We start from the raw sequence: 25,680 nt of genomic DNA on the forward strand, positions 1-25,680 counted from the left end.
CCCCGCTCAGCCCCCGTGCCCGAACGCCCCGGGGTGGATCTGCTCCCGCGTCGCCGTGTACTGCTGCCGTACCGCCGTACCCACCGCCGCGTCCTCACCCGGCTCGAACACCTGGGCCGCCGCGCCCTGCCAGGCCGGCGGGTTGTGCGGGGAGAGCGACCCCCGCGAGACCCCGAGCGCCCAGGCCGCCTGCCGCGCCGCGCCGATCGCCGTGTAGTCGGCGGGCTGCGGTACGACCACCTGCGCCCCGAAGATCGCCGGAGCCAGGGCCTGTACGGCGGGCAGCTCGGCGGCGGCGCCCAGCAGGAACACCCGCCGCACCTCCACCCCCCGCCCGCGCAGCACGTCCATCGCGTCGGCGAGCGAGCAGAGCATCCCCTCGAACGCGGCCCGCGCCAGATGCTCCGGCTTCATCGACTCGCGCCGCAGCCCGGTCAGCGTGCCCGCCGTGTGCGGCAGCTGCGGGGTCCGCTCGCCCTCCAGATACGGCAGGAACACCAGCCCCGAGGAGCCCGGCGTGGACTTGAGCGCCAGCTCGGACAGCTCGGCCAGCTCCGCCGTACCCAGCAGCTCCGCCGTACCGCGCAGCGCCCTGACGGCGTTCAGCGTGTGCACGACGGGCAGATGCATCCCGGTGGCGTCCGCGAAGGAAGTGATCATTCCGGACGGGTCGGCCGCCGCCTCGTGATGGACGGCCATCACCGACCCGGAAGCCCCCAGCGACACCACGGCGTCCCCGACCGCGACCCCGAGCCCGAACGCGGCGGCCATCGTCTCGCCGGTCCCCGCCGAGATCAGCAGCCCCTCGGGGGTCGTCCCGGCGGTGTCCGCGGGGCCGAGCACCTCGGGCAGCGCGGCCTGGTGCCCGAGCGCCAGCTCCACCAGATCCGGCCGGTACGCCCCCGTACGCGCGGACCAGTAGCCGGTCCCGGAGGCCCCGCCCCGGTCGGTCGTCCTGCGCGCCGGACGCCCCAGCAGCTGCCAGACCAGCCAGTCGTGCGGCTGGAGCACCAGCGCGGTGTGCCGCGCCGCCTCGGGCTCGGTCCGCGCCAGCCAGCGCAGCTTGGCCACGAGCTGACTCGACTGCGGTACGGACCCGACGGCCTCGGCCCAGGCGTGCCGCCCGCCCAGCGCGTCGATCAGATCCGCGGCGGCGACCTGCGCGCGCTTGTCGTTGCCGACCAGCGCGGGCCGTACGGGGTTCCCCTGCCGGTCCAGCGCCACCAGGCCGTGCTGCTGCGCCGCCACCCCGATGGCCTGCACGCCCTCCAGCAGCCCGCCCGAGGCGGCCTCGCCGAGGGAGAGCAGCCAGGCCTGCGGATCGACCTCGGTGGCTTTGGGCTCGACCGGATGGGCCGCGTACCCCTGCCGCAGCACGGCACCTGTGTCCGCGTCGCAGACGACGACGCGTGTGAACCCGGACGAACTGTCCAACCCGGCGACTATTCCCATGACACCCGATTCTGCCGCACGCGCCGCACCAGTAGCGCTGCCGGGACGCCCCGGATGTCCTGATCCGGGTCAGGTATTGCTCGTACCCCAGTCGTCCTGGCCGTTCTGACTCCGCTCGCGCAGGGAGCGCACACGCTGGGCGACGGAGTCGGGGAGCTTGTCGCCGACGATGCCGTTCACCGAGTGGTACGCCTTGCCCGCGATCTCGCGGCCGGTCTGCGCGGCGGACTCGGCCGCGTTGCGCACCGCCGGGTTCTGCGACATCTGGCGGGCCGATTTCTTGAGCTCCTCGTAACGCTCACGGCCGGCGCGGGTCCCCAGGACATATCCGCAAGCCAGTCCCGCGATGAATGTGAGGCGGTACCGCATGGCTGCCACCCTTCCCTCTCGGCGTCGGAGTCCCCAGCGTCAGCGTCGGACCGTCGGTCTGTGCTCTGCGCCTACCCCGCCGGGGCCCGGGATCACCCGGCGTGCCCCGGGTCGATACCGATTGGCAAAGCACCCCCCTGCTTGCGCTAATGTATGTGTCGCAGCGAACGCGCGCCGCCCGGGAGGACCGGGGTAGGTACGTTCGGTGCAGACGCAGCAATCCCCTGTAGCTCAATTGGCAGAGCAGCCGGCTGTTAACCGGCAGGTTACTGGTTCGAGTCCAGTCGGGGGAGCGCGATCCCCTGTAGCTCAATTGGCAGAGCATTCGGCTGTTAACCGGAGGGTTGCTGGTTCGAGTCCAGCCGGGGGAGCGGTAGTACGAGGAGGGCCCTTCGGGGTCCTTTTTCGTGTGCCCGTTCTCACTCTCCGGTACTCCGCCGACCGGGCTTCCCGCCCCTTTTGGGTACCTCTTACGGATCTACTCCGTGGTTCGTGGAACCGGACGGCGCATGGCGAAGTCCTCATGGTCAGAGGATGCCGACCATCCGAGGCAGGAGATCGTATGAGCGGCTATGCTGCGGCAGACGGGCGCGCACAAATGTGCGCGACACGCCGTTAGGGGCGGTAGCTCAGCCGGTTAGAGCAGCGGACTCATAATCCGTCGGCCGTGGGTTCGAGTCCCACCCGCCCCACGGGAACGCCCGTTTGATGAATCGTTCCCACCTGGCATCCGAGCGCCCCACGTGGCCTAGACCACATGGGGCGCTCAGTGGTTTACAGGGTCTTGCGTGAGCGGTGCGTGAGCGGGCGTGCCGGACGGCCGTGCACGGCGGGCGCGGGGAACCACGGCTTCGGCATTCCTCGCTACCTCCTTGTCGACCTGGGGCAGAAGACTGGTGTACGTGTCAGACGCTAGCTGAATAGTTCCGTGTCGCAGCGTTTCCTTGATCGCGTGGAGGTCACCTCCACCCGCATGGATCAAGGTTGCAGCCACATGGCGCAGATCCCGGAGGCTGATCGGCGGAAGGTCCGCCTCGCGGACGAGCCGCCGGAAGACGTCTGACACCTTCTCAGGGTGCAGCCAGGACCCGTCCTCCTGTACGAACACCTTGCCCGTCGGGTTCCACGGCAGCCTCTTCCCGAGCCGCTCCTGACGCTCGTCCAGCTGCCGTACACGTGTTCCAGGAGGACCTGTGTGGTCCCCGGTCCGAGCGCTATGAGGGCCTCACTGTCCTCCGTCTTCGGCTTGCTTTCGACCGGCGCCCACCCGTCCTGAACGATCGTCTTGGATACCCGGAGTGTCTCGGCCCCGAGGTTGACGTCCGCCCACGTCTGCCCGACCGCCTCGCCGCGGCGAAGCCCCCGGAAGGCGATCAGATGGAACAGCGCGTACAGGCGGTCGCCTTCGGCGTGGTCCAGGAACGAACCGGCCTGTTCCGGCGTCCACACCATGACCGCTGACGGGGCCTCACCGGTCTCGCGCCAGTGTTCGACGTGCTCGGCCGACCACAGGACGGCCTTCGGGCGCTTGCCCGACTCCAGCTCGACATGCGATGCCGGATTGAACGTCAGCAACTGCCGGGAGATAGCCGCGTTGAGAGCCGCACGCAGGGTCGCGCGGATCCGCTGCTGGGTCGCCGGCCCCGTAATGCGACGGTACGGAGGCAGCTCCGATGCCCGGCTTCAGATGGACGTCGATATGAGGGCCGTATCCGCGCAGAGTGGTCTTGCGCTTCTTCTTCGCCGCGTGCCATTCGTCCAGCCAGGCCCCGACCGTCAGCTCACTGACGAGCGCCTGCCCGGCACGGAACCGACGACGTGTCTGTTCGAGGCCGGGCAGCGGCGCTTTCTTGTCCTTGCTGATGGTCTCCAGCAGATCGCCGATGCGGACCTGGCCGTCCGCGTCGTTTCCGTCTGGCAGGGCGAGCAGCGCCCGAACTTCGTCCAGGCACTCCTGGGCCTTCTTCGCCGACTCGTACCCGGACCGGCTGAAGCTGCGCCGCCCGCCGTCCGCTCGCGCGGGCAGCTCCTGGCGCACGGCGTACACCCCGTGTCTGCGGCTGGACAGTTGCGGGCAGTCTTTGCCCAGCGATCTGCCGTCCTCGCTGCGGCAGTAGCAACGGCGGTATGTCGAACCTTTCACGATGCCTCCTGGAACTGAACTGACCCGCCGGACACGGGCGCCGCTCACCAGTCTGTTCGGTGGACGGCCGGGCCTGGCCGGAATGCAGAACCCCGGCCGCAGCATGGTCAGTTGTCCATTGGATTTGCGCCGCGCCAGCGCTGCACCCAGAGGCCGTCACCGGTGATCCGTGTGAGGTATTCGTTCATCTCGTCGCATAGTCGGGGAGTGGCGAGGCCCGAGCGGATCACCCACGCGAACCGTCCCTGCACTTCCAGGGGCATGCAGGTAAGGCCGTGTGGCATCTCCCGCGCAGGAACGATCCTCCATGCGACATGGACCAGGCCGAGCCCCTCCGGCGCCTTGTAGACGCGGTCCGAGCCCTCCGGGTCCCAGGTCTGCACCCATCGGCCCTCGGCGCCAAGAATCTGCGCGTGGTAGTCGTTCAGGTCCCGGCAGAGGTGTGGATGGGCGTGGCCGTACCGGATGGCTACGGGAATGGCCCCGTCATCCTCGTTGAGCAGACATGCCCGACCGGTAGGGATGCCCGACTTCTCGCCCCCCAGAGAGAAGTCCACCCGTGTCACCTCATTGACTTTGATCATGTCGTGCGCCCCCCTCGGACTGACCGTACGTCAGTTCGAATCCAGGGCCGGAAGTGAAGACTCCGGCAAGGATCCCGTCATGCACAGTCGACTTGGTCCGCACCAGGGGTTACATGAATGTCGCTTAGGGTCACCCTCTGGGGGTGGCTCCATTCCCCACGTTTTCATGAGCTGCCGGACTCGGTGCTGGTCCTCGGGGCGCATTGCCTCGTAGTCGCGCACCATTGCCCGCACGGCCTCAGGCCAAATGGTGTCGATGCCGAAGAACTGGGCGCCGGCTGCATCCTGGACCCTCCAGAGGGGCACATTCAGCCCCTCCGCCAGGGCGCGCAACTCGGGTAGCTGTGGCGGGATTGTCGGGAGGCGCTTCTCCAAGCGATTGATCGCGCCGAACTTCCAGAGCGGTCCGCTCTCGATGTTTTCCGGGTCGCTGCACTGATCTGCCAGATCTCGGAGGCTCAATCCCAACCCTGCGCGTCGGTCGCGCACGAGGTCGGACAGATCGGTCCGTGCCGCTCGCTCCGCCACGAGGTTCATCCTGTCACTCCGCTGCCGTCAGGTGTCTATTCGGCCGGTGTACGCGAGGCGCCCTAATCCAAGTTCTGGCCAGCTCTAAGTCAACCCTTAGTCCGTCTGTATCGACAGATTGTCTATGCGGATGAACGGGGAGCGCCACTGGGGTCTTGCTATGTGGCTGGAGACGCGCCCTTGCGCGGCTGAATACCTGTCAGCTTGTTCATCGAAATGAACAAGGCGCGCGAGGTGAAGGCGTTGAGCGAACCCATGTACCGCCTGGCCGACCGAGAGGTCCTGCGCATCCTCATGAAGCGCACGGGCGACGGCCGGCCCGTCGGTATCCGCGGCCTGGCCGAGGCCGCCGGAGTACACCACAGCACCATCGGCCACCTCCTGACCGGCGTGCAGGACACCGCGCCGGAAAGCGTGGCTCTGGCCGTAGCGGACCGTATCGGCGTGGATCTCCCGGTCCTCTGGACCCGGGACGGTCGCACCCTCCGCAGTCTCCAGCGGCTGGCGGTGTCCGCGTGATGGCCGCACTCAGCATCGCCGAGATCCTCGACCAGCCCGCGCTGGTCCCGCTCTGGCCCACCGTCGGCAAAGCCCTGGGACAGGCGCAGTCGACTACGTACCAGCTCGCCGCACAGGACGAGCTGCCCTTCGAACTGGTGCGCCTGGGGCGACGCCGCTACGTGCGGCACGTCGACCTCTTGGCCTTCCTCCACCTGCTCGGCAGCAGCGATGCCGAGCAGGTGGCCCCCGCGACGGCGTCGAGCGAGCAGGCGCGCCCGTGACGCAGACGCACCGCACCGCGGCGCCCGGGGGCACCACCCCGGGCCGCCCGGCCCGCGCGGACGGCCGCCGTGTCATCGCGGCCCTGACCGTCGACTTCGGACTCGATCCGGACGGCAAGCGCATCCGGCCGCCCCGCGCCAAGTACGAATGCGCGCTCTGCCAGCAGCGCGAAGGTCCGGTACACGGCGTCCAGGCCGTCACGGAGTTCGCCGCCACCATCCGCACCGAACACCCCGCCCGATGCACCGCCAGGAGCATCGCGTGACCGACGCACAGACCCCAGACCTCCGGGCTTCCGCTCGCGAGATGCACGACGCTGGCCTGTGCGTCCTGCCCATCAAGGCCGATGGCAGCAAGGCCGCCGACGTACGGAGCTGGAAGCCGTACAAGGTGACCCGCTCCACCGAGGCCGAGCACGACCAGTGGTTCGGCGACGGCCGCCGCCAGGGCATCGCCACCGTTTACGGCGGCGTGTCCGGCAACGTCGAAATGATCGAGTTTGAGGGCCACGCGATCGCGGACGGCGTCCTCGAAGAAGTCACCGAGATCATGAAGGCGTCCGGGCTCGGCGCCGTGTGGGAGAGCATCCTCACCGGCTGGGCGACCGAGTCCCCGTCCGGCGGCCGGCACTACCGGGCGCGGATCGACGGAGCCCAGGTCCCTGGTAACACCAAGTTGGCCTCCTGCCTCGCTCGCGAGGACGAGTACACGCCGCAGGAACGGCAGCGCGTCGCCGAGAAGCCGACCACTCGCATCATCCGCGTGCAGATCGGGACACGCGGCGAAGGCGGGTACGGGCTGGTCGAGCCTTCCTACGGCGTCGCCCACCCGACGGGGAGGCCGTACGTACGTCTAGCCGGTGGGCCCGGCTCCATCCCCACGGTTGACGCCGATGTGATGGCAGCGATTCGGGCGGTCTGCCGGATGCTCGACACCCTGCCCAAGCAGGAGACCGTCAAGACAGCCCCGCGCGACATCCGGCCGGCGCCCGAGGGCTCGGTCCGTCCTGGCGAGGACTACGAGGCCAAAACCGACTGGGCCGACATCCTTCAGTCTCACGGCTGGACGCTCGTGGCGCAGCACGGGCAGACCCGGTACTGGCGGCGCCCTGGCAAGGACAAGGGGCTATCGGCGACGACCGGCCGCGACCCCGGCCGCGACCGGCTGTACGTCTTCTCCAGCTCCACCGAGTTCATCCCCGAAGTCCCTTACACGAAGTTCGGCGCCTGCGCGCTCCTCCACCACGGCGGCGACCACAAGGGAGCCGCGTCCGCGCTGCGTGGCCAGGGGTTCGGGACCGAGCCTCCGCGTCGTCGGCTCGCCCCGGTGGGGGGCCACTTCAGCGACGGATCATCCGCGCTCGACCCTGCCCACGTTCCCGAGCCCGACGATGCGCCGGACGGCGCCCTGGGGCTCCGGGTCGTCGCGGCACGGCCCGAGTTGGACATAACCAACGAGGCCGACGCCATCGACGGTGTCCTGATGCTCATGGCGGACGACCGCCTGCCGGACCTCTATAAGCGCTCCGGCGGCCCGTGCTGGGTCCATGAGGACGACAACGGCAACCCCCTCGTGCAGCAGCTCGGTACCGACAATCTTCGCGCGTACCTCGCCGATCACCTCACCAGCTACACGGTCCGAAAGGATGCGGACGGAGTATCCGAAGAGGTCCGGGAACTGTTCTTGCCGAAGACCTGCGGCACAGTCCTCGGCCGGAAGGACTGGCCACTGCCGCCACTTCGGGGCATCGTCACATCACCGGTCATCCGAGCGGACGGAACCCTCCTTCAGGCGCCCGGATACGACACGGCCACGGGCCTGTATCTCCAGCCGCGCGTACCTCTGCGACGCCTCCAACCGCAGGTCTCCGCAGACTCGTTGGCACGCGCCCGGGAAATCGTGCTCGATGAGATGCTGGCCGACTTCCCATGGGCCCAGCCCTCGGACCGGGCCCACTTCCTCGGCGCGCTGCTGACCCCGATCCTGCGCCCGTACTTCTACGGCCCCACCCCGATGTTCATCATCTCGGCGACGGCCCCCGGAAGCGGCAAGAGCCTGCTGAAGGACATCCTCAAGTACGGCTATGGCATCAGCGAGACCGCATGGCCTGAGAACGACACCGAACTCCGGAAGTCGATCACCACGCAGCTCTACACCACTGGGCAGCCGGTCGTAGTCCTCGACAATCTGCCCAACGGTCACATCGTCAAGTCACCCGTGCTCTCCAGCCTTCTGACCGCCGAGCACTGGGGAGACCGCGTCCTTGGTTCGACCGCGTCGGTCACCATGCTCAATGACAAGCTGTGGATCCTCACCGGCAACGGCCTCCGTACAGGCGGGGACAACGCGAGACGCACCATGTGGGTACGCCTCGACCCCAACGTCCCCGACCCCGACCAGCGCGACGGATTCCGCGTAGGCGACCTCCGCCCGTGGCTGCGCTCCAACGCCAGCACGGTCGTGGCCGCGCTCGTCACGATGGTGCGGGCCTGGCTCGCCGCTGGCGCCCAGACCGTCCGCACCCGGAAGGGCGACTACTCCGAGTGGGCCACCATGTTGGCCGGCCTCCTCGCCTTCCTCGGCGTCCCCGGATGGATGGCCGACCGTGACGACGCGATCCAGCAGGATGACGAACTGCTGGAGTGGATCAGCTTCCTGACCGCCTGGCGTACCAACCTCGGCGATCAGGCTGTCACGACCGGCGCCGTCCTCGGCTCTGTCGCAGACTCCGTCCCGCGCAACCCGAAGACCGGTGAGCTGCCGACGGCGAACGTGCTGGGCGGGTGGCTCAAAGCCCGGGACGGTCGTTTCTTCGGCGACCTCAAGCCAGTACGGGTGTGGGACTCCCACCGCTGCCAGAACACATGGCGCGTCGACGTCCACCAGCGCGCCCCAGCAGGGCACCCAGTGAGCGGGTCCACGCGCGATGCAGGGACCGCAGGGACCCGGCAGGGAGCACAGCAGGGACCCGCACCGGTCCCTGCGCGGTCGCTGACCTGCGCTCCTGCCGGGAGGCAGGGACTTGCAGGGAGATTCCCCTCCGTCCCACATAGCGCGCGCATCGCACACACATCACACAACACACATGTCTGTATGCGTAACGGAAAGCTCCAGCTCCCTCACCGCGCAGGCATACAGATCTCTCCCTGCAAGTCCCTGCCTCCCGGCAAAACACCAGGCCAGAGCAATTCACCAACGCTCCGCAGGTCCCTGCATTCCTCCCTGCGGCTCCCTGCGTCCGGGCAAAGCCTCAGCACACACGACGCCTGGCCCCGGCCGCGTTCGTCGCCAAGCCCGCGCACTGGCGGGGGCCGCGCCCACCAGCAAGCAGCACGGCTACTGCCGCACCAACAAGATCCCCGTACCGCGCGGCGCAACGGCCGGAGACGTCTCCGACCTTCAAGCAGCGCACCGAGTGAGCGCCATCCTGCGCCGCTTCAACTTCGCGGCTCTCGCCGCCTGAACGGAAGGAGTGGTCACATGATCAAGGACCGAGACCAAGAGGAATCCATGGCCGACCAGCGATTCACTGCCAGCAGTATCGCGGATGACGAGCTTGACCGGCTGTACGAGGAGCGGGCGGAACTGCTGGCCGAACTCAGCGGCCGAGACGCGGAAGCCCGCGAACGCTGGATTCAGCGGCAGCGTTGTGGACTGTGCCAAGCGGTACGACGACACCGGCAGCTACCTGTGCCCCGGCTGCACGAAGTCGACCCGCGTGCGATTGGAGTGCCTGCCGGACCTGTACGAGGGCCTGGCCCTGTTCCTCGCTCCGCCGGGCGGCAGCAGCCAGGTCCGAGGCTCGCGCCCCGTGTTCGCCCCGCTGCCCGTGTCGGAAGACGTCCTCGATCTGCGCGGGCCCGGCGGTCTGGTAGGCGTGGCGGAGCGGTGGGTGGCCATCATCCGCGAGCAGCGCGGCATGCGTCTGCCGAACCCCGCGGGCAGTGTGGGGGGCCGCCTGAAGACGGCGGTCGTCGAGGTGCTCGGACACATGCCGTGGGTGGCCGTGTCCTGGCCGGACGCCGGGGTGTTCGCTGCGGACATCCGTGAGGTCACCCGGTCGGACGACCTCCGCGACGAGGGCACCTACCACCGGCTTCTGGCGTCCCGGGCCGCCATGCTGCGCGGCTACCTCGGCTCCATGGTCGAAGGTCGGCACGAGCCGACCTTCCACGCCGACGGCATCCGCAACATGATCGCCGACCTCCCGGTCACTTACACCCCATACGCGCGCCCCGAGGATGGGGAGGGGACGACGTGCTGACACTGTCCGTCACCCGCTCCCGGGTGGCCGCCGTCCTGGACCAGGCCGCCGATCTCTTCGCCGCCGAAGGCTGGGATTCCCACCTCAACGCCGTCATCTCCGCCATAGACCGCGCGGCCGGCTACACCACGCCCGGCATCGACCCGGCCGCCGAGGAAGCCACCCTGCGCGCCTGGGACGCGGTGGTCGTCCACCTCGGCGAGCAGCTCATCGTCCCGTGGGAGGGCGAGCCGGGGCGCACGCAGGCTGACGTGCTCGCCGCGCTCCGTGGCGCCGCGAGGGAGGTGGACTGGTGAGCACTCCGCCGCTGCCCGGCAAGGGCCTCTCCGTCAAGGTCGACCAAGAGCTGTATGACGACCTGGCCGTGATCATGAGCGCGGGTAAGACCGGGGACACGGCCGGTATGACCGCGTCGACCGCGGTGAAGCACGCGGTATCACTCATCGCCGGTACGTACCGCAACGCCTGGGCCGCGGGCGTCTACCGCCGGGTGTCGAACCGCAGATCATCGCCTGCCAGATCGCCCCGTATGACCTCGGTATGACACCCGACGGTGACGCTCATATGCCGTCCGCCGCCGGTCATACCCCGCCCCCGCCGTAGGGGTATCCCGCGCCTCCACGCGCACCGGGTGGGGCCCGCCCGCGCACGCCGGGCATATATACCGTCCGGCGCCTGCGGCACCCCAGCCGTCATACCCCCGCCAAGCGGCGCCATTGGCGTCACTGGAGGCGGCCTTTCCGGTGATTGCCTAACGCCTCGCGAGGCGGATAACTGCCGCGCGGGTATGGCGCCTCAGCGAAGGATCCACCCCGAACCCGCAAGGAGCGCCATGTACGCAGCAGTCCGCCGGTATGAAGGGGTAACCGATCCTGCCGAGGTGGGCCGCCTCGTGAACGAGGGATTCATTCCCCTCGTTCGCCAGATCCCTGGCTTCGTGGCCTTCTACTGGATCAATCCCGGGAACGGAGTGGTCTTGTCGACCAGCGTCTTCCGGGACCAAGCCGGTGCCGATGAGTCGATCACGAGGGCGTCGGACTTTGTGCGGGAAAACCTCGCGTCACTACTTCCCAACGCTCCCCAGGTCATGGCCGGAGAGGTTGAGGCACATGCCTAGTGCCGCGACCGGCAACGTTCGCGCGTCAAGGAGCGGCGTCCGGTGCGTGCGGTCGCGAGGCGGCCAAAGGCCCTCGTAGCGGAGCTACTCGGGACTTCGGCCAACGGGACGAGCGCCCCGGCCCCGCCGCGAACACATCGCGGCGGGGCCGATTTGCGGGATCATGGGGCCGTGACCGCCCCACTCCTCGTGGACCCCTACGCCGCATCAGCCGCTACCGGCATCAAGCCCGGCACCGTCCGCCAACAGCTCCGCCGCGGCAAGCTCATCCACCACGGATACGACCGCGCAGGCCGTGTGCTGGTCGACCTCAACGAACTCCAGCCCGCGACGACCGCCAAGGCCGCTTGACCAGCCCGATCGCTCGGTGTAGCACTCAAAGGGCGTTCGGCATGCCCGGACGCCGCCATACTGCCCGCGAAGGCCCCGACCCCCACCCCCGGTCGGGGCCTTCGTCATGCACCGTGAACCGTCACCGAATAGGTACCGGTACCGGCACCGGCGGCGGATAGACAGGCGCCGGCTCAGTGTTGGGGAACAGCGGACCAGGCGTGGGAGACGGATCAGTCGGGGCCAGCAAGACACAGACGACCCACAGAGCTATCGCCGCCACCGACGCCCAGAAGCGCCACGATCTACCGAAGCGTTCATCGAGCCGTTCAAGCATGAGCCCCCCATCTCGTCCCTCCATGGTCGAGGCGAGGGCCCCGCACGGCCAAGAGGACGTAGGGCATCGTCCGGGTCACGGATGCATCACCCCCAGACGCGCGCACCGCCCTCGCGCAACGATGACCCCTTCTCATCCGCACAGTCCTGGGGGGACCATGCGCACAACCACCGCCGTAGCAGCCGCCCTGTTGCTCGCCACGCTCACCGCCTGCGGCAGCACCGACGACATGCAGGCCACGCCAGAGAAGGCACCGTCACCAGTACCCGCCACCAGCAGCGCCTTCCTTCGCCCCGACGCCGCGCAGGAGAAGACGCTCCTCGCCGCCCTTCGCGCCATCGACCCCGGCTTGGTCTGGAAGGACAGCAGCGCAATCAGTCGCTCAGTTGGGGTCTGCGACGACATCCAGACCGGCAAGGACCACGCCGCCGTCGTCAAGAACGCCGCCTACAGGTACGACGGCGGCCACGCCAGCGTCGATGACGCCAAGGGCCCGCCGTACAGAGCGACTACGACCCCGTGGCGAAGGTCTGGTGAAGCGCGCCAGGGACCGGGTGTACAAGGCCGCGGGCTGGGCCGCGTCCGCTGCCGGTACCGCGGTGAGGCTGTCGGTGCAGATCGTGCCCGGCACGGCCGGCGCGGGGCTCGTCTCCTACGGCTTGTGGCTGGCGTGGGAGCTGCTCGGTTTCATCTGCGCGGGCGCCTTCCTGCTCCTGCTGGACTGGAGGGTGCCGTGAGTCTGTGGTGGCGTAAAGACCGGCCTGCGACGGGGGGCGCGGGCCGGGATGCGGGCCTGCCCGGTGTGCCGCTGGACCAGGTCATGGCGCGGCTGAAGACCGGCTCCTACACCGAGGTCGACCTCTCGTCGGCCGAGTCGTCGTTGCAGGCGGTCGCGGTGTTCGCGGCACCGGACCTGATCGCGTCGGTCGGCAGTGAGCTGCCGATTGACGTGTTCCGGGGGAAGGGCGCGGACCGCAAGCAGCTTGGGGATGCCGTGGTGGCTGGAGGATCCGGACGGTTCGGGTCAGGGGGTGGAGGACTGGTCTTACCGGGCGCTGATGTCCTGGCTGCTGCGCGGCAACTTGTACGGCGAGTCGTTGCAGCGCTCGGCGACCGGTTTCCTCCAGCAGATGGATCTGTTCCATCCGGACCGGGTGACGGGGGCGTTGGAGGACGGTGCGGTCACGTGGTTCATGCAGGGCCGTGAGATCCCCGCCGACCGGATGGTGCACCGCCGGGTCAACCCGGTGTCGGGTGTGGTGCAGGGGCTGTCGCCGGTCCAGATGCATGCTGCGGCGATCGGTCTTCAACTGACGGCGGGGCGGTTCGGGTTGCGGTGGTTCCAGGACGGCGCGCTGCCCGGCGCGCTGCTGACCAACGGTGAGGTCGACCTCGACCAGGACCAGGCCGACAAGGTGAAGGCGAAGTTCATGGCGGGCCTGCGCGGCCGGCGGGAACCCGCGGTCCTGGGCAAGGGCTGGCAGTACAACGCGATCCAGGTCAACGCCGAGGAGTCGCAGTTCCTCCAGACGCGGGGGTACTCGACCGCGGAGTGCGCGCGGATCTTCGGGCCGGGGATCGCGGAGATCCTCGGCTACGAGACCGGCGGATCGATGACCTACGCCAACGTCCAGGACCGTGATCTGACGTTGCTGAAGTACGCGGTGGGCAAGTGGCTACGGCGTCTGGAGCGGTTGCTGTCGCAGTTCCTGCTCCGCCCGCAGTATGTGCGCCTGAACCGTGACGCGCTGCTGGAGACGAACACCGTGCAGCGCTACCTGGCCCATGCCTCCGCGCTTGGCAACCACTGGGAAACGATCAACGAGGTTCGGGCGACCGAGGACCAGCCGCCTGTCCCGTGGGGCGATGCCCCGTTCACTCCCGGGCCGGCCGCGCTGCCCGCCGCCGGTCCGGGCCCCGACAACCCGTAGCAGCAGGAGGAGTGACATGGCCGCGATCCGCGGACTGAAGGTGATCCGTGGCGCCGCCCTGGCGCCCGCCCTGGTCCGAGCCGACGGCGACGCCGTATCCCGTGCCGCCGCGGCGGACGAGGGCGGCATGCCCGTGATGACTGTGGAGTTCTCCAGGTTCGACAGGCAGTACACGGGTTTGGACGACAAGGCCCTGGATCTGCTGGAGAAGGTGGACGTCGCTTCTCTGGGTGAGGCGAACCTCGACTTCGCGTCTGTGTAGTTCATGTTCCTGCCCGATGAGCTGGAGCGGGCCGAGGCCGCGTTCGATGCGGCGCGTTCGGCGGCGACGGCAGATGAGCGGTGGGTGGCTGGGCTGAAGCAGTATGAGCCCGTACTCGATGCGCTGGAGTCGTCCCCGGGCCGCGTACAAGATCGGCAACAGCGCGACGGCGCTCGGCGTGATCCTGGCGGTGTTCGAGCGGCATCCGTGCGAGCTGGCCGAGGGCTGGTTCGACGCGGCGTCCGGTGAACCGATCCCCTCGGGGACGGCGCCGCTGGAGACGGTGTTCGGTGCCTGGGAGATTCCAGTGGAAACGGCGGCGGCAGTACGGGCGGTGGTGGACCGGCTGGTGCAGGACGGCAGGGTGCCGGAAGACGAGCCCTGGCGCGCCCTGGATCTTCTTGCTGGCGCGACGCCCTAAAGGGGCTCGTCGGCCAAGAGGCGAGTCGGGTTCGCCGTGCGTCCTCTACCGGAAGGATGAGATTTTCAAACCGCACAACGTCGGCAACGGTGCGAGCGACGGCTCGGAGATCACTATCTACGGGGCGTGGGGCAGCTGCCTGGGGACGGGTACGACTCACAGGTCGTACCCAGAGCGGGTATCACCTGGTACAGCGCCAACCGTCGGATGCCCCTGGCTGGTGGCGTACTGAGTGGCTGGGAAATCGCGCGACCAGGACGGCTCGGATCACGCCAACACCCAATGCCCCGAAGTCCGCTACTTCACAGGTGTGAACGTGGCAGGCGCCACCCACGGTGCGTTCGTACCCGTCAACTCGGCGGGCCCCGGGGCCGCCGTGCTGGGTGTGGGCGCCACCAGTGTGAGCGGTGCGGGGCTCCCGCGTGGGAGGGAGGGTCCTGGCTGCCGGGCAGGTGGCCCGGGAACCACTGGGATCGCATGGTTGTCTCGTGTCATGCTGGTCGATCTTGTTGACTCGGCTCGATTGTGCGTTATACGGGGGCTGTTGCGTCATGGGTTACACCATTCCTGAGGGTGTCGACGCCATGCTTGATGTCGTCGGTGTGGGTTGGCCGAACGTTGATGAGGACGCCTATCGGGACATGGCGGACGCGCTGCGGGAGTTCGCGGACGATGCGGATGATGACGGGCACGCCGCCCATCAGCACATTCAACGGCTGCTTTCGAGCGGGCAGAGTGAGTCGCTGACTGCTCTGGACCACCACTGGGCGAAGGTTCAGGGCAAGCACAAGGACTTGGCGGCGGCGGCCCGGATCGTCGGGGGTGCGCTGGACCGGGTGGCGGACATCATCGTGGCGCGGAAGATCGCCGCGGTGGGTGAGCTCGCGGATCTGTGTGCGACGGTGGGAATTACGCTGGCGTTCGCCCCGGTGACGGTCGGTCTTTCGACGCTGCTGGCCGGGGCCAAGATCGCCGCCACCAGGATCGCGTTCAAGCGGATTCTGAAGGAGATGGCGGAGGAGGCCGTGGCGGAGATCGTCGCGACGCTCACGCAGCCGGCGGTCGCCGCGCTGGAGAACATCGTGGCGGACCTGGCGATCCAGACCGCACTGAATGCCACGGGTGTGCAGGACGGCTACAACGCCGACCAGACCGCGCAGGCAGGCAAGGGCGGCCTGCAACTTGCTTCCGCCGGAGGGGCGGGCGGCCGAGGGCGCGGCGGCGGTCCGGAGATCGACCACGATGCGCACGGCCGGACGGGAACGAAGCTCGCTGGGGTGCAGATCTCCATGCGGGACAAGGCGGGGAGCAAGCTCGGCAAGGCCAAGGGGCACCACGGGCGGGCCAAGGGCAAGGATTCTTTGACGGCCGTCCTCGATTCCACCATCGAGAAGATGACGGAGAAGCTCGGTAAGGGGCTCAATGACCTGGGCGAGCACGTCGGCTCGACCTTGCCCAAGGCCATCACGAAGAGTTCGGTCACACACAAGGAGATGGACCAGGACATCCGCGACAGGATCAAGAAGATCACGTCCGATGACGGCAAGGACGGCAGCGAGGGCGGCGGGCGTGGTGGCGGCGCGGACGGCGGGCAGCGGAGCCGTCCCGCATCAATGCGGGAAGCGCCGGACAGTTCCCGCGCGTTGGCGGTCTCTCTTCGTAAACGCCGCTGCGAGACCGACCCCGTTGACGTCGCGAGCGGGGACATGGTGCTCCCTCAGACGGATCTGGACCTGCCCGGGGTCCTGCCGCTGGTCCTGCGGCGCACACACATATCCGGCTACCGCTACGGCCACTGCTTCGGGGCCAGTTGGGCGTCCACGCTCGATGAGCGGCTGGAGCTGCTCGGCAGCGGCGCGGCGTGGGCACGGGCGGACGGCTCGGTGCTCCTTTACCCCACCCTGCCCGGTGATGAGAGTGAGGAGGTCTGGCCGCTCGATGGAGACCGTCTGCCGCTCACCTACGTGGAGACCAGTGCGCTGGGGGACATCACGTACGCCGTGAGGGACCCGCGTACGGCCCTGACCCGGCGTTTCACGGGCAACCCCTACAAGTCGGGCGGCCTGTACTGGCTGCGCGAGACAGAAGACCGCAACGGCAACGTCATACGGATCGGGCGTACTGGGGACGGTCTGCCGACCACGGTGGTCCATGGGGGCGGCTACCGCGTTCTGGTCTCGTGCGACCCGGAACGGGGCCGCGTCACCGCACTGGCGCTGCAGACCCCGGACGGTCCCGTCCAGGTGCGGTCCTTCGGCTACGACGGCGACGGCAATCTGGCAGCCGTCACCAACTTCTCCGGCTTACCACTGCTGTTCACCTACGACGCGGAAGGCCGGATCACCTCCTGGACCGACCGCAACGACTCCACCTACCAGTACGTGTACGACAGCTCCGGCCGCGTCATCCGTACGGTCGGCCCCGACGGATTCCTCTCCTCCGCGTTCACCTACGAGGTCCACAGCGAGACCGGCCACGGCGTCACCCGCTACACCGATTCCACCGGCGCCACCACGGTCTTCCATATCAACGAGGCTTTTCAGGTGGTCGCCGAAACCGACCCCCTGGGACATACGGCCTATTTCGAGTTCGACGCCCAGGACCAGTTGCTGGCGCAGACCGATGCCCTGGGGCACTCGACCCGCTTCGAACGCGACGCCCATGGGAGCCTCGTCGGCCTTGTCGCCCCTGACGGTGTGCGCACCACCGCCGTGTACAACGAGATGCGGCAACCCGTCGAGGTCACAGAGCGCGGCGGTATCCGGCGTTCCTACGCGTATGACCAGCAGGGCAACCGCACCGCCGTTATCGAGCCCACCGGCGCCCGCACGGAGTACGAGTTCAACGACCGCGGTCATGTGACCGGCGTCCGCAACGCGGTTGGCGACGTCACGCGAATAACCTCCGACGCGGCCGGTCTGCCGCTGCGGATCACCGCGCCCGACGGTGCGAGTACCGTCTGCGCCCGGGATGCCTTCGGCCGCGTCACTACCGTCACCGACGCCCTGGGTGGCATGCTCCGCCAGGGCTGGACGGTCGAGGGAAAGCCCGCGTGGCGTGAGCTGCCCGACGGCACTCGGGAGGAATGGATCTGGGACGCCGAGGGCAATCTCGTGGGCCACACCGACCGTATGGGCCGCACCACTTCCTCCACGGCCACTCACTTCGACCTGCCCGCCACTACCCGCACCGCGGAGGGAGGCGGCTACCGCTTCACCCACGACACGGAACTGCGGCTGACCAAAGTCACCAACGCCCGGGGCCTTCAGTGGCATTACACCTATGACGCGGCCGGCCGGCTCGTGTCCGAGACCGACTTCGACGGCCGCACCCTGTTCTACGAGCACGACGCCGTCGGACGTCTGATACGCCGCACCAACGCCGCCGGCCAGAGTTTGACGTTCGAACGCGACGTCCTCGGCTGCGTCACCCAGCTGCACCACGACGATGGCTCCGTAGGCGTTTTCACCCGCGGAGAGACCGGCCACGTCTCACGAATAACGAACGCCCACGCCCGCATCGACCTCCAGCGGGATGCGGCGGGACGGGTCATCTCCGAGACCGTCAACGGGCGCACCCTGGCCTTCGCCTATGACGCGCTCGGCCGGCGCATCCACCGGCGCACCCCGTCCGGCGCCGGCAGCGACCTCGCCTACACCTGGGAAGGACTGGCCACCTACACGGCCGGAGACCACACCTTCCGCTTCGACCGCGACGTGCTCGGACGCGAAACCGCACGCACCCTTGAGGACACGCTCACGCTTCGCCAGGACTGGGACGAAGTGGGCCGCCTCGCCCGTCAGTCTCTCAGCACGCCGCACACCGACGTCCTGGAACGGACCTTCGGCTACCAGGCCGACGGCTCCCCCCTCAGTGTCGACGACAGCCACACCGGCCGCCGCACCTACACCCTCGACGCGGCGAGCAGGATCACCGCGGTCCAGGCTCGCGGGTGGAATGAGCAGTATGCCTACAACACCGACGGAGACCAGACCCACACCACCCTTCCCGCCCAGGCACCCGGCCAGGACAGCACCGGCGCACGCGGCTACGACGGCACCCGCATCACGCATGCCGGCCGAAGCCGGTACCACTTCGACGCCCAGGGCCGTATCACCCTGCGGCAGACCACCACCCTCAGCGGGAAGACCCTCACGTGGCGCTTCACCTGGGACGCCGAAGACCGCCTCACCCACGTCCAGGCCCCCGACGGAGCACGGTGGCGCTACCTCTACGACGCGCTCGGCCGCCGCATGGCCAAACAGCGCCTGGATGTCGAAAGCCGCGTCGTCGAAGCCACCTCCTACTGCTGGGACGGGGCGCAGCTGGCCGAGCAGTACACCGAGGGCACGACGCTGGTGTGGGACTACGCTGGGCTGTGCCCGCTGGCGCAGCGCGAGTTCAAGACCGACAGCGCCCAGCAGGAGATCGACCGGCGGTTCTTCGCGATCGTCACCGACCTGTCCGGCAGTCCCAGTGAACTTGTCGCAGGCGACGGGTCGCTCGCGTGGCGGGCCCGCAGCACCGCATGGGGCGCCACCCAGTGGAACCGTGACAGCACCGCCTACACCCCGCTGCGCTACCCGGGCCAGTACTTCGACCCGGAAACCGGACTCCACTACAACGTCAACCGCTACTACGACCCCGACCTGGGCCGGTACATCACCCCCGACCCGCTCGGCCTCGCCCCCGCCGTCAATCACTACGCCTATGTTCCCAACCCCTTCACCCTGGCCGACCCGCTGGGCCTGGCAGGCTGCGAGGCCGACCCCACCTGGGGAGGGCGGGTCACCTTCACCCAGGACGAACACGGCCGCCCGTACGAGATGAACGCGACCATCACGAGAGACATGCTCGACGAAGGCACGGACGCGCGTAACTCGCTGAAACCCCCCGGGTTCATACACGGCATCGACTACAACCAGGCCCGGGGACACATGCTGGCGAATATGCTCGGCGGTTCCGGAGATACCCTGGATAATCTGTTCACCATCACGCAAAATCCCACAAACAGCCCGCATATGAGGGACCTGGAGCAGTCGATCTACAACGCAGTCGCGGTGGACGGAGAGACCGTCACCTATAACGTCTACCTCGAATACACGGACGACAAGAAAGATTCCGTCCCGAAGTGGATTCAGATGGAGGCGCACGGAAGCGGCGGCTTCCATCTTGACGCGCAGTTCGAAAACCCCGACCACGCCGCACAGCAACAGCGACGCCTCCGAGGAGCCCCGTGACCGCCATCGCCGTACTCACCCAGCTCTGCCCACCTCCTCAGAGCCCACCTCCCGCCATCGACTGGAACGGGGTCGAGGCCGGCCTCGGCATGCGACTTCCCGAGGACTACAAGCAGCTCGCGGCCACCTACGGTCCCGGGGCCTTCTCCGGCTACATCCACATCTACCAGCCCCATGGCGCCACCGAATGGGTCGACCTCACCGGCCCCATGCCCGCCAGGATCCGCGTGCAGCTCCAAACGGACTACGACCGCGGCACACACCCCGTCCCGTACGACCCGCAGCACCTGTTCGCCATCGGCGGCACCGACAACGGCGAATACCTCTTCTGGATCACCGACCCGCAAGGTGCCCCTGACGCCTGGCGTATCGCCGTGAACGAAGCGCGTGGGCCACGCTGGTTCACCTTCGACGGCACGCTCACCGAGTTCCTCACCTCAGTCTTGAGCGGAGAGACGGCTGTCCCCCAGTTCCCCAAAGACCTCCTTGAACAGGCGACAAGTTTCACCCCCTCGCAACCCACCCTCTGGACACCCGCACAGGCCCCGACCAGACCACCCGTCGACAGCAACACCATCCGGGAATGGGCACGCGCCAACGGGTACGAAGTGGCAGACCGCGGCCGTATCACCGCCGAGATCCGCGAAGCATGGGAGCAGGCCACCAGCAGCTGAGCATGCTCCCCCGCTGTCTCCGATTCCGGGTTCTGACGGAGTGAGGGCCCCGAGGGCTGGATCCGCTTCCCCCGGAAGAGCCGAGAAGAAAACGCTGTTGTCGGCAGAGATGCTCAAAAGCTGTCAAATCATTCTTGGAGTCCGTCTTGCCTTGGCCTCGGTAGCCGTCGATGCATGGTGAACGGCGTGCGTTGGCAGAGAGGCGTGCGCTCCTCCCCGCGGGTGCGGGGGAGACTCAACTGTTCCTGCTGCCGTCCATGGCCCGGTGGCGAGCACCTGGGGGGTGGTGTATCAGCCGCCGGTCGACGGGCGTAGTCAAAGCGGTCCCAGCTCGTCTGCCGCATTCTTGGCGAACGGTGGTGGCTGGTGAAGTTCGAGACCGCAGGGTGGGCGGTCCTGGGTCTCCTGGGTGTCAACGCCATACAGGCGGAGTTGCGCGCCGTCGGCTCGGTTGCGTCCCACCCGTCAGCTGCCTCTCTCCGTGCCCTGCCCTGTTACGGCTGGCCTGCGTCGAGCTCGGCCCCTACCCGCAGGACAGTGCGAAGCCGAGGGCAGTCAGTACGGCCACCGTCCCGCTGGTGGCCACGGTCAGAGGCACCGCCAGTGAGGGGTGCAGATAGGTCACGTACGTAAGCCCGGTGAAGATCAGGCCGAGTACTGCAGCCAGGAGTAGCCACAGAAGCGTCTGATTCTGGTCCGGGGAGCCGGGTGAATTCATCGTTGTGGCCACCGCTTTGGGAGCTTGGGACCCTGTCCCTGACATCGGGACCGGCGGTCTGAGGTGACACGACGATCAGTCATCGGCGGTCGTCTCTAACGAGACGGAGCCCGTGATCTGAACTTTTTACTGGGCCGGCACTCTCGGCGGAGTCCTCGCCGAGGGCGAGACGCTGCGCCAGACCCTGCTGCTCAACCTGGTCGCCGCCGACACCAGCGGTGTGCGGTTCTGCGACGACGACCGTCCGGCCTGGCGGCATGAGCCGTGCGGCCCCGGCCCGGCAGGCCGACAGCGGCCGTCGGGCGTGCGTGACCTGTACACCTGGCAGAGCCGCCGGCTGCGCCTGCACTTCGACGCGGACGATGTGCACGGTGTCGTTCTCGGCTACGGCGATCCGCTGACTCCGCACAACATGCACACCGATGAGCCGATGACCGCGTGGCGTAGGAGCCCCGCTCAGGAGAAGAAACGCGGCGAGCCGCTCGTCTACCTGCCGCGCGAGCATGGGAAGGGCCGAGGCCGGAGGGGGCGCCGAAGCCGCCAAGGCACTGCGGCCGGGCATCCTGCGATCCGGCGCGTTCGGCCTGGCGCGGACTTGAAGCCCTCGTCGTATGGATCTCGCCCGCGCGTCAGGCAGCGAGACCGAAGGGCGTCGCTCGGCCGCCCGTGACCTGGGCTTCGCCACCCTGGACGGTCCCTACCGCACCTGGCTGCGGGACCTGACCGCGGCCGAGGACCCCGGAGCGCACCGCACCCGCTGGCAGCAGGATGCGTACCGGCATGTGCGGCGGCTCGGCGACCGGCTCATGAGCGAGGCGGGCGATGCCGCGTGGGAGGGCCGGGTGGTGGCGACGAAGAAGGGCTCCGAGTGGCTCAACTCGGCCCTCGCCGACAAATGGTTCCGCTTCCGCCTTGGCAAGGCCCTCAGTGATCCGTTCCCCTCCGACTCCTCCCCGAAGGTGCCCGCATGACCACCGTCACCGTGCCCACCAGCACCCAGCGCGTCGGACAGCTCACCGGCGAGATCATCCACCCGCTGCAACGGGACTACCTGGGCGACCAGTCCTACGCAGTGGCGGCGCTGGCCCGGCTGCGCCGCGGAGCGGGCAAGGAGTTCTCCCAGGTGCCGGACCTGTGGGGGCTGGTTGACACCGGAGCTCTCCACGACCAGCCGAAGGACGGCGGGCGGCCGCTGAACGAGGACGAACTGACCCGCGCCGAGGACGCCGTGCACGTGGTGCTGACGCTGTGGGCGCTGCACCAGCAGTCACGCGGCACGGCCATGCACCGGCCCGATCGCCGGTCCGCACCTGGGGGACTTGGCGCCGCCGTGCGCCGGCTGATGCCGCCCGGCGAGATTACGGAGCCCGTTCGCAAGCGATTGGTGCGCGCTGGCACCGCACCCGACCTGCCTGCTCTGGCCCAGCGTCTGCGGGACATCGTCGTGCTGCTGCGGGGCGCCGACATCCCCCTCGACTATGCGCTCTTGGCCGAGCAGCTCTACCGCTGGCAGGAGCCCGCCGGCCGCGACGCCGTACGCCGTGCCTGGGGACGGTCGTTCCACTCCTACCGCGCGCCCCAGGACAACGACGCCGACGCTCCGGCCTCATCCGACGACGACACCACCGACCTCACGGACAAGGACGCCTCGTGAACCGCATCTTCCTCGACGTGCACGCGCTTCAGACCGTGCCGCCCAGCAATCTCAACCGGGACGACACGGGAGTCCCGAAGTCCGCCGTGTACGGAGGTGTGCCCCGAGCCCGCGTGTCCAGCCAGGCATGGAAGCGAGCCACCCGCACCTACTTCAGCGACGAGAACCTCCTCGACCCGAGCGAGCTGGGCGTACGGACAAAGAAGGTCGCCGAAGTCCTCGCCGCCCGCATCACCGCCACGGATCCCGCACTGAACGGGGCCGACGCCCTCCGGCTCGCGGCCGAAGTGATCCGCGGAGCCACCGGCTCCAAGATCGAGGTGCCCAGGCGGAAGGCCGACGCCGCCAAGGACGGCGCGGACGAGCCGGCACCGGAGTCCAAGTACCTGATGTTCCTCAGCGCCCGGCAGCTCGACGGTCTCGCCGCGCTGGCCGTCGAGGGCGCCGACGACATCAAGGCCTACCTCAAGGACAAGGACAACAAGGCGCGCGCCCGGGAGGTCGCCGACTCCGCCGACTTCAACGTCGACGCCGCTGTCCAGGTCGCCCACGCCATCAGCGTGCACCGTGTCGACAACGAGTCCGACTACTACACCGCCGTGGACGACGAGAACACCGACGCGGAGTCGGGAGCCAAACCTGGGAGAGGGACTGCGCGAGGAAGAACCGCGCACCGCGCCGGTGCGGCGCGCGGTCGAAGCATTCGTACGGAGCTTCTCGAATCCCTGCCGACCGGCAAGATCAACACGTTCGGGCATCACACCCTCCCCGACGCCGTGGTGGTGAAACTGCGCACCACGCGGCCCCTCAGCTTCGCCGCCGAGTAGCGGCGGCACGCGCTGCGCTCCGTGGTCAGCACCAGCGTGGACGTATCGAACCCGCGCGCCGTGGCGGGCCGTGTGCCGGCCACAGCCCGCCCGGTACGACGGCACGAACCGTTCGACGCCCTGGAGGAAGAAAACCCCTGATGTATCTGACCCGCTTCCGCGTGAACACCGCGCGCCCCGGCGCCCGTCGCCTGCTCTCCTCACCGCAGTCGCTGCACGCGGCTGTCATGGCGTCGTTTCCCGCCCTGCTCCCGACCAGCACGAGCGCCGGCGGCCCCCGGGTGCTGTGGCGTCTCGACCACAACGCCCGAGCCGAGGTCTTCCTCTACATGGTGAGCCCCGGCACACCGGACCTGACGCACCTCGTCGAGCAGGCCGGCTGGCCTGCCGCAGCCGCCAGTGCGGACACTCCTGGCTGGCAGAGCCGCCCGTACGCTCCCTTCCTCGACCGCCTTACCACGGGCGGCATCTGGGAGTTCCGGCTCACCGCCAACCCCGTCCACCACATCCGGCGCAAGGACGGCGAACCGACGAAACGCACGGCACACCTCACGCCCGTCCACCAGAAGGGCTGGCTCCTCGATCCCGTCCGTCAGCAACGCGCCGGATTCCGCGTCGTCGAGAAGCCGCAGGACAAGCGGCTGCTGCCCGGCGGCACCACCGACAAGAAGTACGAACACCGCGGAGACCGGTACGAACTGACAGTCCGCGACGAGCGCGCCCTGTCCTTCGCCAAATCCCGCGAAGACAGGTCACCAGCCCACCGGGTGAAAGTCGTGACGGTCACCTTCGACGGACGCCTCGAAGTCACCGACGCCGACGCACTGCGCCGCACGCTCACCCAGGGGCTCGGCCGCGCCAAGGCGTACGGCTGCGGACTGATGACCCTCGCCCCCATCCCGGCGCCCCCGAAACCGGACTGCTGAACCGCTGCGTCAACGACATCAAGCACCTCTTGCTGCCGAGCGTCGCTGGCGAGGGGGCCACTCATGCCGCAGGCGAAGAAGACCGTGTCACGCTCCAGAGCGACGGCGGCCACGAAGTAGCCGCAGGACGCAACTACGGAGACGCCGACGAGGCGGTCATCTGGTGACCGTGATCGTCCTCACCAACTGCCCCGCCGGCCTACGAGGATTCCTCACCCGCTGGCTTCTGGAAATCTCCGCCGGTGTTTTCATCGGCAACCCCTCAGCAAGAATCCGCGACATCCTCTGGGAGGAGGTCGAGCAGTACGCAGGCCAAGGCCGCGCCCTACTTGCCCACACCACCAACAACGAACAGGGCTTCACCTTCCGCACCCACGATCACGCCTGGCATCCTGCCGACCACGAAGGCGTCACTCCGATCCGACGCCCGAACATCAGCACTCGTCCAGCAACGCCTGGCTCGCAATCGGGATGGAGTAAAGCAGCCAAACGTCGTCGATTCGGAATAGGTTGATCCGTCCCGATGTCCCTTCTAAGGGAAATGCCGAATTCGACGAAAGTGCTTCAGAATCGGTATCTCTCGCGCTAAAACCCCAGGTCGCGGAGTCTGCTCTCCGCGCCCGCGGGGATGGCTGTCGGCGTCTGTCGAACCGTCTTCAGCCGTCGTCGACATCTTCGGGCGGCAGCAGCGCATGGGCACGACGACCAGTGGCCGCTGCTGGCAACCCTGATGTGTTCCCGGAGATGAGGCGTCGCCGAGCCCGTTCATGACGTAGCCGCGCATTCGGCCGGTGCCAGCGGAGAGACGAACATCTTCTCCACGCCGTACATGTCACCTGACATGCCGTGCGATTGTCGTGATTCCGCTCGTGCATCATGGACGTGCGCAGTGCGGGGGAGGAAGAAGGACTTCCGGTGAGAGACCGGACCGCTGTTGAGCCCTGGGAGCGGCAGAGCCGTGAGTCCCCCCAGGCGTTCGAGGCGTTCGCTGCGTACCGCGATCTCGGCCCAGCGCGCAGTGTCACGAAGGTGGCACGTGAGTTGGATGAATCCCGGGCGCTGGAACGCCGGTTGTCGGAGGGCGCGCGGTGAGCCGGGGGCGCCCCAGCTAGGCTGGGTT

General features: G+C 68.4%; 24 protein-coding genes, 3 tRNA genes and 3 pseudogenes. 25 read left to right on the forward strand and 5 right to left on the reverse strand.

All coding sequences use genetic code 11. The annotated features are described in order from the left end of the window. Positions 1 to 6 precede the first annotated feature (6 nt). Both AB0M67_RS12915 and AB0M67_RS12920 read right to left on the reverse strand, forming a co-directional pair. Positions 7 to 1,452 carry an FGGY family carbohydrate kinase gene (locus AB0M67_RS12915; RefSeq protein WP_365745382.1) on the reverse strand — a complete coding sequence of 482 codons (1,446 nt, stop codon included), beginning with the start codon at positions 1,450 to 1,452 and terminating at the stop codon, positions 7 to 9. 69 nt (positions 1,453 to 1,521) lie between these two features. Further along, positions 1,522 to 1,821, reverse strand: coding sequence for a YtxH domain-containing protein (locus AB0M67_RS12920; protein WP_365745383.1), 300 nt, complete (start codon positions 1,819 to 1,821; stop codon positions 1,522 to 1,524). 220 nt (positions 1,822 to 2,041) lie between these two features. Here AB0M67_RS12920 and AB0M67_RS12925 point away from each other — a divergent pair. From AB0M67_RS12925 to AB0M67_RS12935, 3 genes are all read left to right on the forward strand, one after another. Further along, positions 2,042 to 2,114: transfer RNA gene (locus AB0M67_RS12925), tRNA-Asn, on the forward strand. A gap of 5 nt (positions 2,115 to 2,119) precedes the next feature. Further along, a tRNA-Asn gene (locus AB0M67_RS12930) sits at positions 2,120 to 2,192 on the forward strand. A 247-nt stretch (positions 2,193 to 2,439) separates the two neighbouring features. Continuing rightward, positions 2,440 to 2,513, forward strand: a tRNA-Ile gene (locus AB0M67_RS12935). A gap of 74 nt (positions 2,514 to 2,587) precedes the next feature. Here AB0M67_RS12935 and AB0M67_RS12940 read toward each other — a convergent pair. Then, positions 2,588 to 3,964: pseudogene (locus tag AB0M67_RS12940) on the reverse strand (site-specific integrase). A gap of 107 nt (positions 3,965 to 4,071) precedes the next feature. Then, complete coding sequence (locus AB0M67_RS12945; protein ID WP_365745384.1) at positions 4,072 to 4,548, reverse strand: hypothetical protein; 477 nt, start codon at positions 4,546 to 4,548, stop codon at positions 4,072 to 4,074. 762 nt (positions 4,549 to 5,310) lie between these two features. On the opposite strand from AB0M67_RS12945, the gene AB0M67_RS12950 reads away from it, so the two are divergent. From AB0M67_RS12950 to AB0M67_RS13025, 16 genes and pseudogenes are all read left to right on the forward strand, one after another. After that, positions 5,311 to 5,595, forward strand: coding sequence for an XRE family transcriptional regulator (locus AB0M67_RS12950; protein ID WP_365745542.1), 285 nt, complete (start codon positions 5,311 to 5,313; stop codon positions 5,593 to 5,595). Next, entirely contained in the window at positions 5,595 to 5,858 is a 264-nt protein-coding gene (locus AB0M67_RS12955) for a DNA-binding protein (RefSeq protein WP_365745385.1), read from the forward strand. The genes AB0M67_RS12950 and AB0M67_RS12955 overlap by 1 nt, the downstream gene beginning before the upstream one ends. Further along, on the forward strand, positions 5,855 to 6,124 hold the full coding sequence (locus AB0M67_RS12960) for a hypothetical protein (protein WP_365745386.1): 270 nt from the start codon (positions 5,855 to 5,857) through the stop codon (positions 6,122 to 6,124). Before AB0M67_RS12955 ends, AB0M67_RS12960 begins: the two co-directional genes overlap by 4 nt. A 41-nt stretch (positions 6,125 to 6,165) precedes the next feature. Then, on the forward strand, positions 6,166 to 9,909 hold the full coding sequence (locus tag AB0M67_RS12965) for a hypothetical protein (protein WP_365745387.1): 3,744 nt from the start codon (positions 6,166 to 6,168) through the stop codon (positions 9,907 to 9,909). Then, entirely contained in the window at positions 9,851 to 10,123 is a 273-nt protein-coding gene (locus tag AB0M67_RS12970; protein WP_365745388.1) for a hypothetical protein, read from the forward strand. The genes AB0M67_RS12965 and AB0M67_RS12970 overlap by 59 nt, the downstream gene beginning before the upstream one ends. Then, entirely contained in the window at positions 10,117 to 10,419 is a 303-nt protein-coding gene (locus AB0M67_RS12975; RefSeq protein ID WP_365745389.1) for a hypothetical protein, read from the forward strand. The genes AB0M67_RS12970 and AB0M67_RS12975 overlap by 7 nt, the downstream gene beginning before the upstream one ends. Beyond that, positions 10,416 to 10,667 carry a hypothetical protein gene (locus tag AB0M67_RS12980; protein ID WP_365745390.1) on the forward strand — a complete coding sequence of 84 codons (252 nt, stop codon included), beginning with the start codon at positions 10,416 to 10,418 and terminating at the stop codon, positions 10,665 to 10,667. The genes AB0M67_RS12975 and AB0M67_RS12980 overlap by 4 nt, the downstream gene beginning before the upstream one ends. Positions 10,668 to 10,955: 288 nt before the next feature. After that, entirely contained in the window at positions 10,956 to 11,240 is a 285-nt protein-coding gene (locus AB0M67_RS12985) for a hypothetical protein (RefSeq protein ID WP_365745391.1), read from the forward strand. Between the two features lie 171 nt (positions 11,241 to 11,411). Beyond that, a complete protein-coding gene (locus AB0M67_RS12990) occupies positions 11,412 to 11,591 on the forward strand; it encodes a hypothetical protein (protein ID WP_365745392.1) in 180 nt (59 codons plus the stop codon). Positions 11,592 to 12,440: 849 nt separating this feature from the next. Further along, the gene (locus AB0M67_RS12995) at positions 12,441 to 12,644 is read left to right on the forward strand and encodes a hypothetical protein (RefSeq protein ID WP_365745393.1); all 204 of its coding nucleotides are present in this window, start codon (positions 12,441 to 12,443) and stop codon (positions 12,642 to 12,644) included. A 294-nt stretch (positions 12,645 to 12,938) separates the two neighbouring features. Beyond that, positions 12,939 to 13,838 (forward strand): phage portal protein, encoded by a 900-nt coding sequence (locus AB0M67_RS13000; RefSeq protein WP_365745394.1) that lies wholly within the window; start codon positions 12,939 to 12,941, stop codon positions 13,836 to 13,838. A 16-nt stretch (positions 13,839 to 13,854) separates the two neighbouring features. Continuing rightward, entirely contained in the window at positions 13,855 to 14,100 is a 246-nt protein-coding gene (locus tag AB0M67_RS13005) for a hypothetical protein (protein WP_365745395.1), read from the forward strand. Between the two features lie 118 nt (positions 14,101 to 14,218). Next, positions 14,219 to 14,521 (forward strand): hypothetical protein, encoded by a 303-nt coding sequence (locus AB0M67_RS13010; RefSeq protein WP_365745396.1) that lies wholly within the window; start codon positions 14,219 to 14,221, stop codon positions 14,519 to 14,521. A 551-nt stretch (positions 14,522 to 15,072) separates the two neighbouring features. Beyond that, on the forward strand, positions 15,073 to 19,761 hold the full coding sequence (locus tag AB0M67_RS13015) for an RHS repeat-associated core domain-containing protein (RefSeq protein ID WP_365745397.1): 4,689 nt from the start codon (positions 15,073 to 15,075) through the stop codon (positions 19,759 to 19,761). Further along, positions 19,758 to 20,183, forward strand: a pseudogene (locus AB0M67_RS13020) (SMI1/KNR4 family protein); the annotation flags it as partial. The gene AB0M67_RS13015 and the pseudogene AB0M67_RS13020, both read left to right, overlap by 4 nt. A gap of 21 nt (positions 20,184 to 20,204) precedes the next feature. Next, positions 20,205 to 20,435 carry a histone-like nucleoid-structuring protein Lsr2 gene (locus AB0M67_RS13025; RefSeq protein WP_365745543.1) on the forward strand — a complete coding sequence of 77 codons (231 nt, stop codon included), beginning with the start codon at positions 20,205 to 20,207 and terminating at the stop codon, positions 20,433 to 20,435. A gap of 523 nt (positions 20,436 to 20,958) precedes the next feature. Here AB0M67_RS13025 and AB0M67_RS13030 read toward each other — a convergent pair. Further along, complete coding sequence (locus tag AB0M67_RS13030; RefSeq protein WP_351387501.1) at positions 20,959 to 21,153, reverse strand: hypothetical protein; 195 nt, start codon at positions 21,151 to 21,153, stop codon at positions 20,959 to 20,961. A gap of 187 nt (positions 21,154 to 21,340) precedes the next feature. On the opposite strand from AB0M67_RS13030, the gene AB0M67_RS13035 reads away from it, so the two are divergent. From AB0M67_RS13035 to cas2e, 6 genes and pseudogenes are all read left to right on the forward strand, one after another. Beyond that, entirely contained in the window at positions 21,341 to 21,823 is a 483-nt protein-coding gene (locus AB0M67_RS13035) for a type I-E CRISPR-associated protein Cse1/CasA (protein WP_365745544.1), read from the forward strand. Further along, complete coding sequence (locus tag AB0M67_RS13040; RefSeq protein WP_365745399.1) at positions 21,765 to 22,124, forward strand: hypothetical protein; 360 nt, start codon at positions 21,765 to 21,767, stop codon at positions 22,122 to 22,124. Before AB0M67_RS13035 ends, AB0M67_RS13040 begins: the two co-directional genes overlap by 59 nt. Continuing rightward, positions 22,121 to 22,807 carry a type I-E CRISPR-associated protein Cse2/CasB gene (casB, locus tag AB0M67_RS13045; protein WP_365745400.1) on the forward strand — a complete coding sequence of 229 codons (687 nt, stop codon included), beginning with the start codon at positions 22,121 to 22,123 and terminating at the stop codon, positions 22,805 to 22,807. Before AB0M67_RS13040 ends, casB begins: the two co-directional genes overlap by 4 nt. Further along, positions 22,804 to 23,622, forward strand: a pseudogene (locus tag AB0M67_RS13050) (type I-E CRISPR-associated protein Cas7/Cse4/CasC); the annotation flags it as partial. The gene casB and the pseudogene AB0M67_RS13050, both read left to right, overlap by 4 nt. 152 nt (positions 23,623 to 23,774) lie before the next feature. Beyond that, positions 23,775 to 24,560: a type I-E CRISPR-associated protein Cas6/Cse3/CasE gene (gene cas6e, locus AB0M67_RS13055; protein ID WP_365745401.1), complete on the forward strand. Its 786-nt coding sequence runs from the start codon at positions 23,775 to 23,777 to the stop codon at positions 24,558 to 24,560. A 163-nt stretch (positions 24,561 to 24,723) separates the two neighbouring features. Beyond that, on the forward strand, positions 24,724 to 25,074 hold the full coding sequence (cas2e, locus tag AB0M67_RS13060) for a type I-E CRISPR-associated endoribonuclease Cas2e (protein WP_365745402.1): 351 nt from the start codon (positions 24,724 to 24,726) through the stop codon (positions 25,072 to 25,074). The last annotated feature ends 606 nt before the right edge of the window (positions 25,075 to 25,680 follow it).

The organism is Streptomyces sp. NPDC051662, assembly GCF_040681655.1.
Taxonomy (GTDB): domain Bacteria; phylum Actinomycetota; class Actinomycetes; order Streptomycetales; family Streptomycetaceae; genus Streptomyces.

Bases quoted from the DNA above. Each gene is read 5' to 3' on its own strand.
- AB0M67_RS12915 (WP_365745382.1), bottom strand. From the start codon at position 1,452: ATGGGAATAGTCGCCGGGTTGGACAGTTCGTCCGGGTTCACACGCGTC.
- AB0M67_RS12920 (WP_365745383.1), bottom strand. From the start codon at position 1,821: ATGCGGTACCGCCTCACATTCATCGCGGGACTGGCTTGCGGATATGTC.
- AB0M67_RS12945 (WP_365745384.1), bottom strand. From the start codon at position 4,548: ATGATCAAAGTCAATGAGGTGACACGGGTGGACTTCTCTCTGGGGGGC.
- AB0M67_RS12955 (WP_365745385.1), top strand. From the start codon at position 5,595: ATGGCCGCACTCAGCATCGCCGAGATCCTCGACCAGCCCGCGCTGGTC.
- AB0M67_RS12965 (WP_365745387.1), top strand. From the start codon at position 6,166: ATGCACGACGCTGGCCTGTGCGTCCTGCCCATCAAGGCCGATGGCAGC.
- AB0M67_RS12970 (WP_365745388.1), top strand. From the start codon at position 9,851: ATGCCGTGGGTGGCCGTGTCCTGGCCGGACGCCGGGGTGTTCGCTGCG.
- AB0M67_RS12985 (WP_365745391.1), top strand. From the start codon at position 10,956: ATGTACGCAGCAGTCCGCCGGTATGAAGGGGTAACCGATCCTGCCGAG.
- AB0M67_RS13005 (WP_365745395.1), top strand. From the start codon at position 13,855: ATGGCCGCGATCCGCGGACTGAAGGTGATCCGTGGCGCCGCCCTGGCG.
- AB0M67_RS13010 (WP_365745396.1), top strand. From the start codon at position 14,219: ATGCGCTGGAGTCGTCCCCGGGCCGCGTACAAGATCGGCAACAGCGCG.
- AB0M67_RS13015 (WP_365745397.1), top strand. From the start codon at position 15,073: ATGGGTTACACCATTCCTGAGGGTGTCGACGCCATGCTTGATGTCGTC.
- AB0M67_RS13030 (WP_351387501.1), bottom strand. From the start codon at position 21,153: ATGAATTCACCCGGCTCCCCGGACCAGAATCAGACGCTTCTGTGGCTA.
- AB0M67_RS13040 (WP_365745399.1), top strand. From the start codon at position 21,765: ATGGATCTCGCCCGCGCGTCAGGCAGCGAGACCGAAGGGCGTCGCTCG.
- casB (WP_365745400.1), top strand. From the start codon at position 22,121: ATGACCACCGTCACCGTGCCCACCAGCACCCAGCGCGTCGGACAGCTC.
- cas6e (WP_365745401.1), top strand. From the start codon at position 23,775: ATGTATCTGACCCGCTTCCGCGTGAACACCGCGCGCCCCGGCGCCCGT.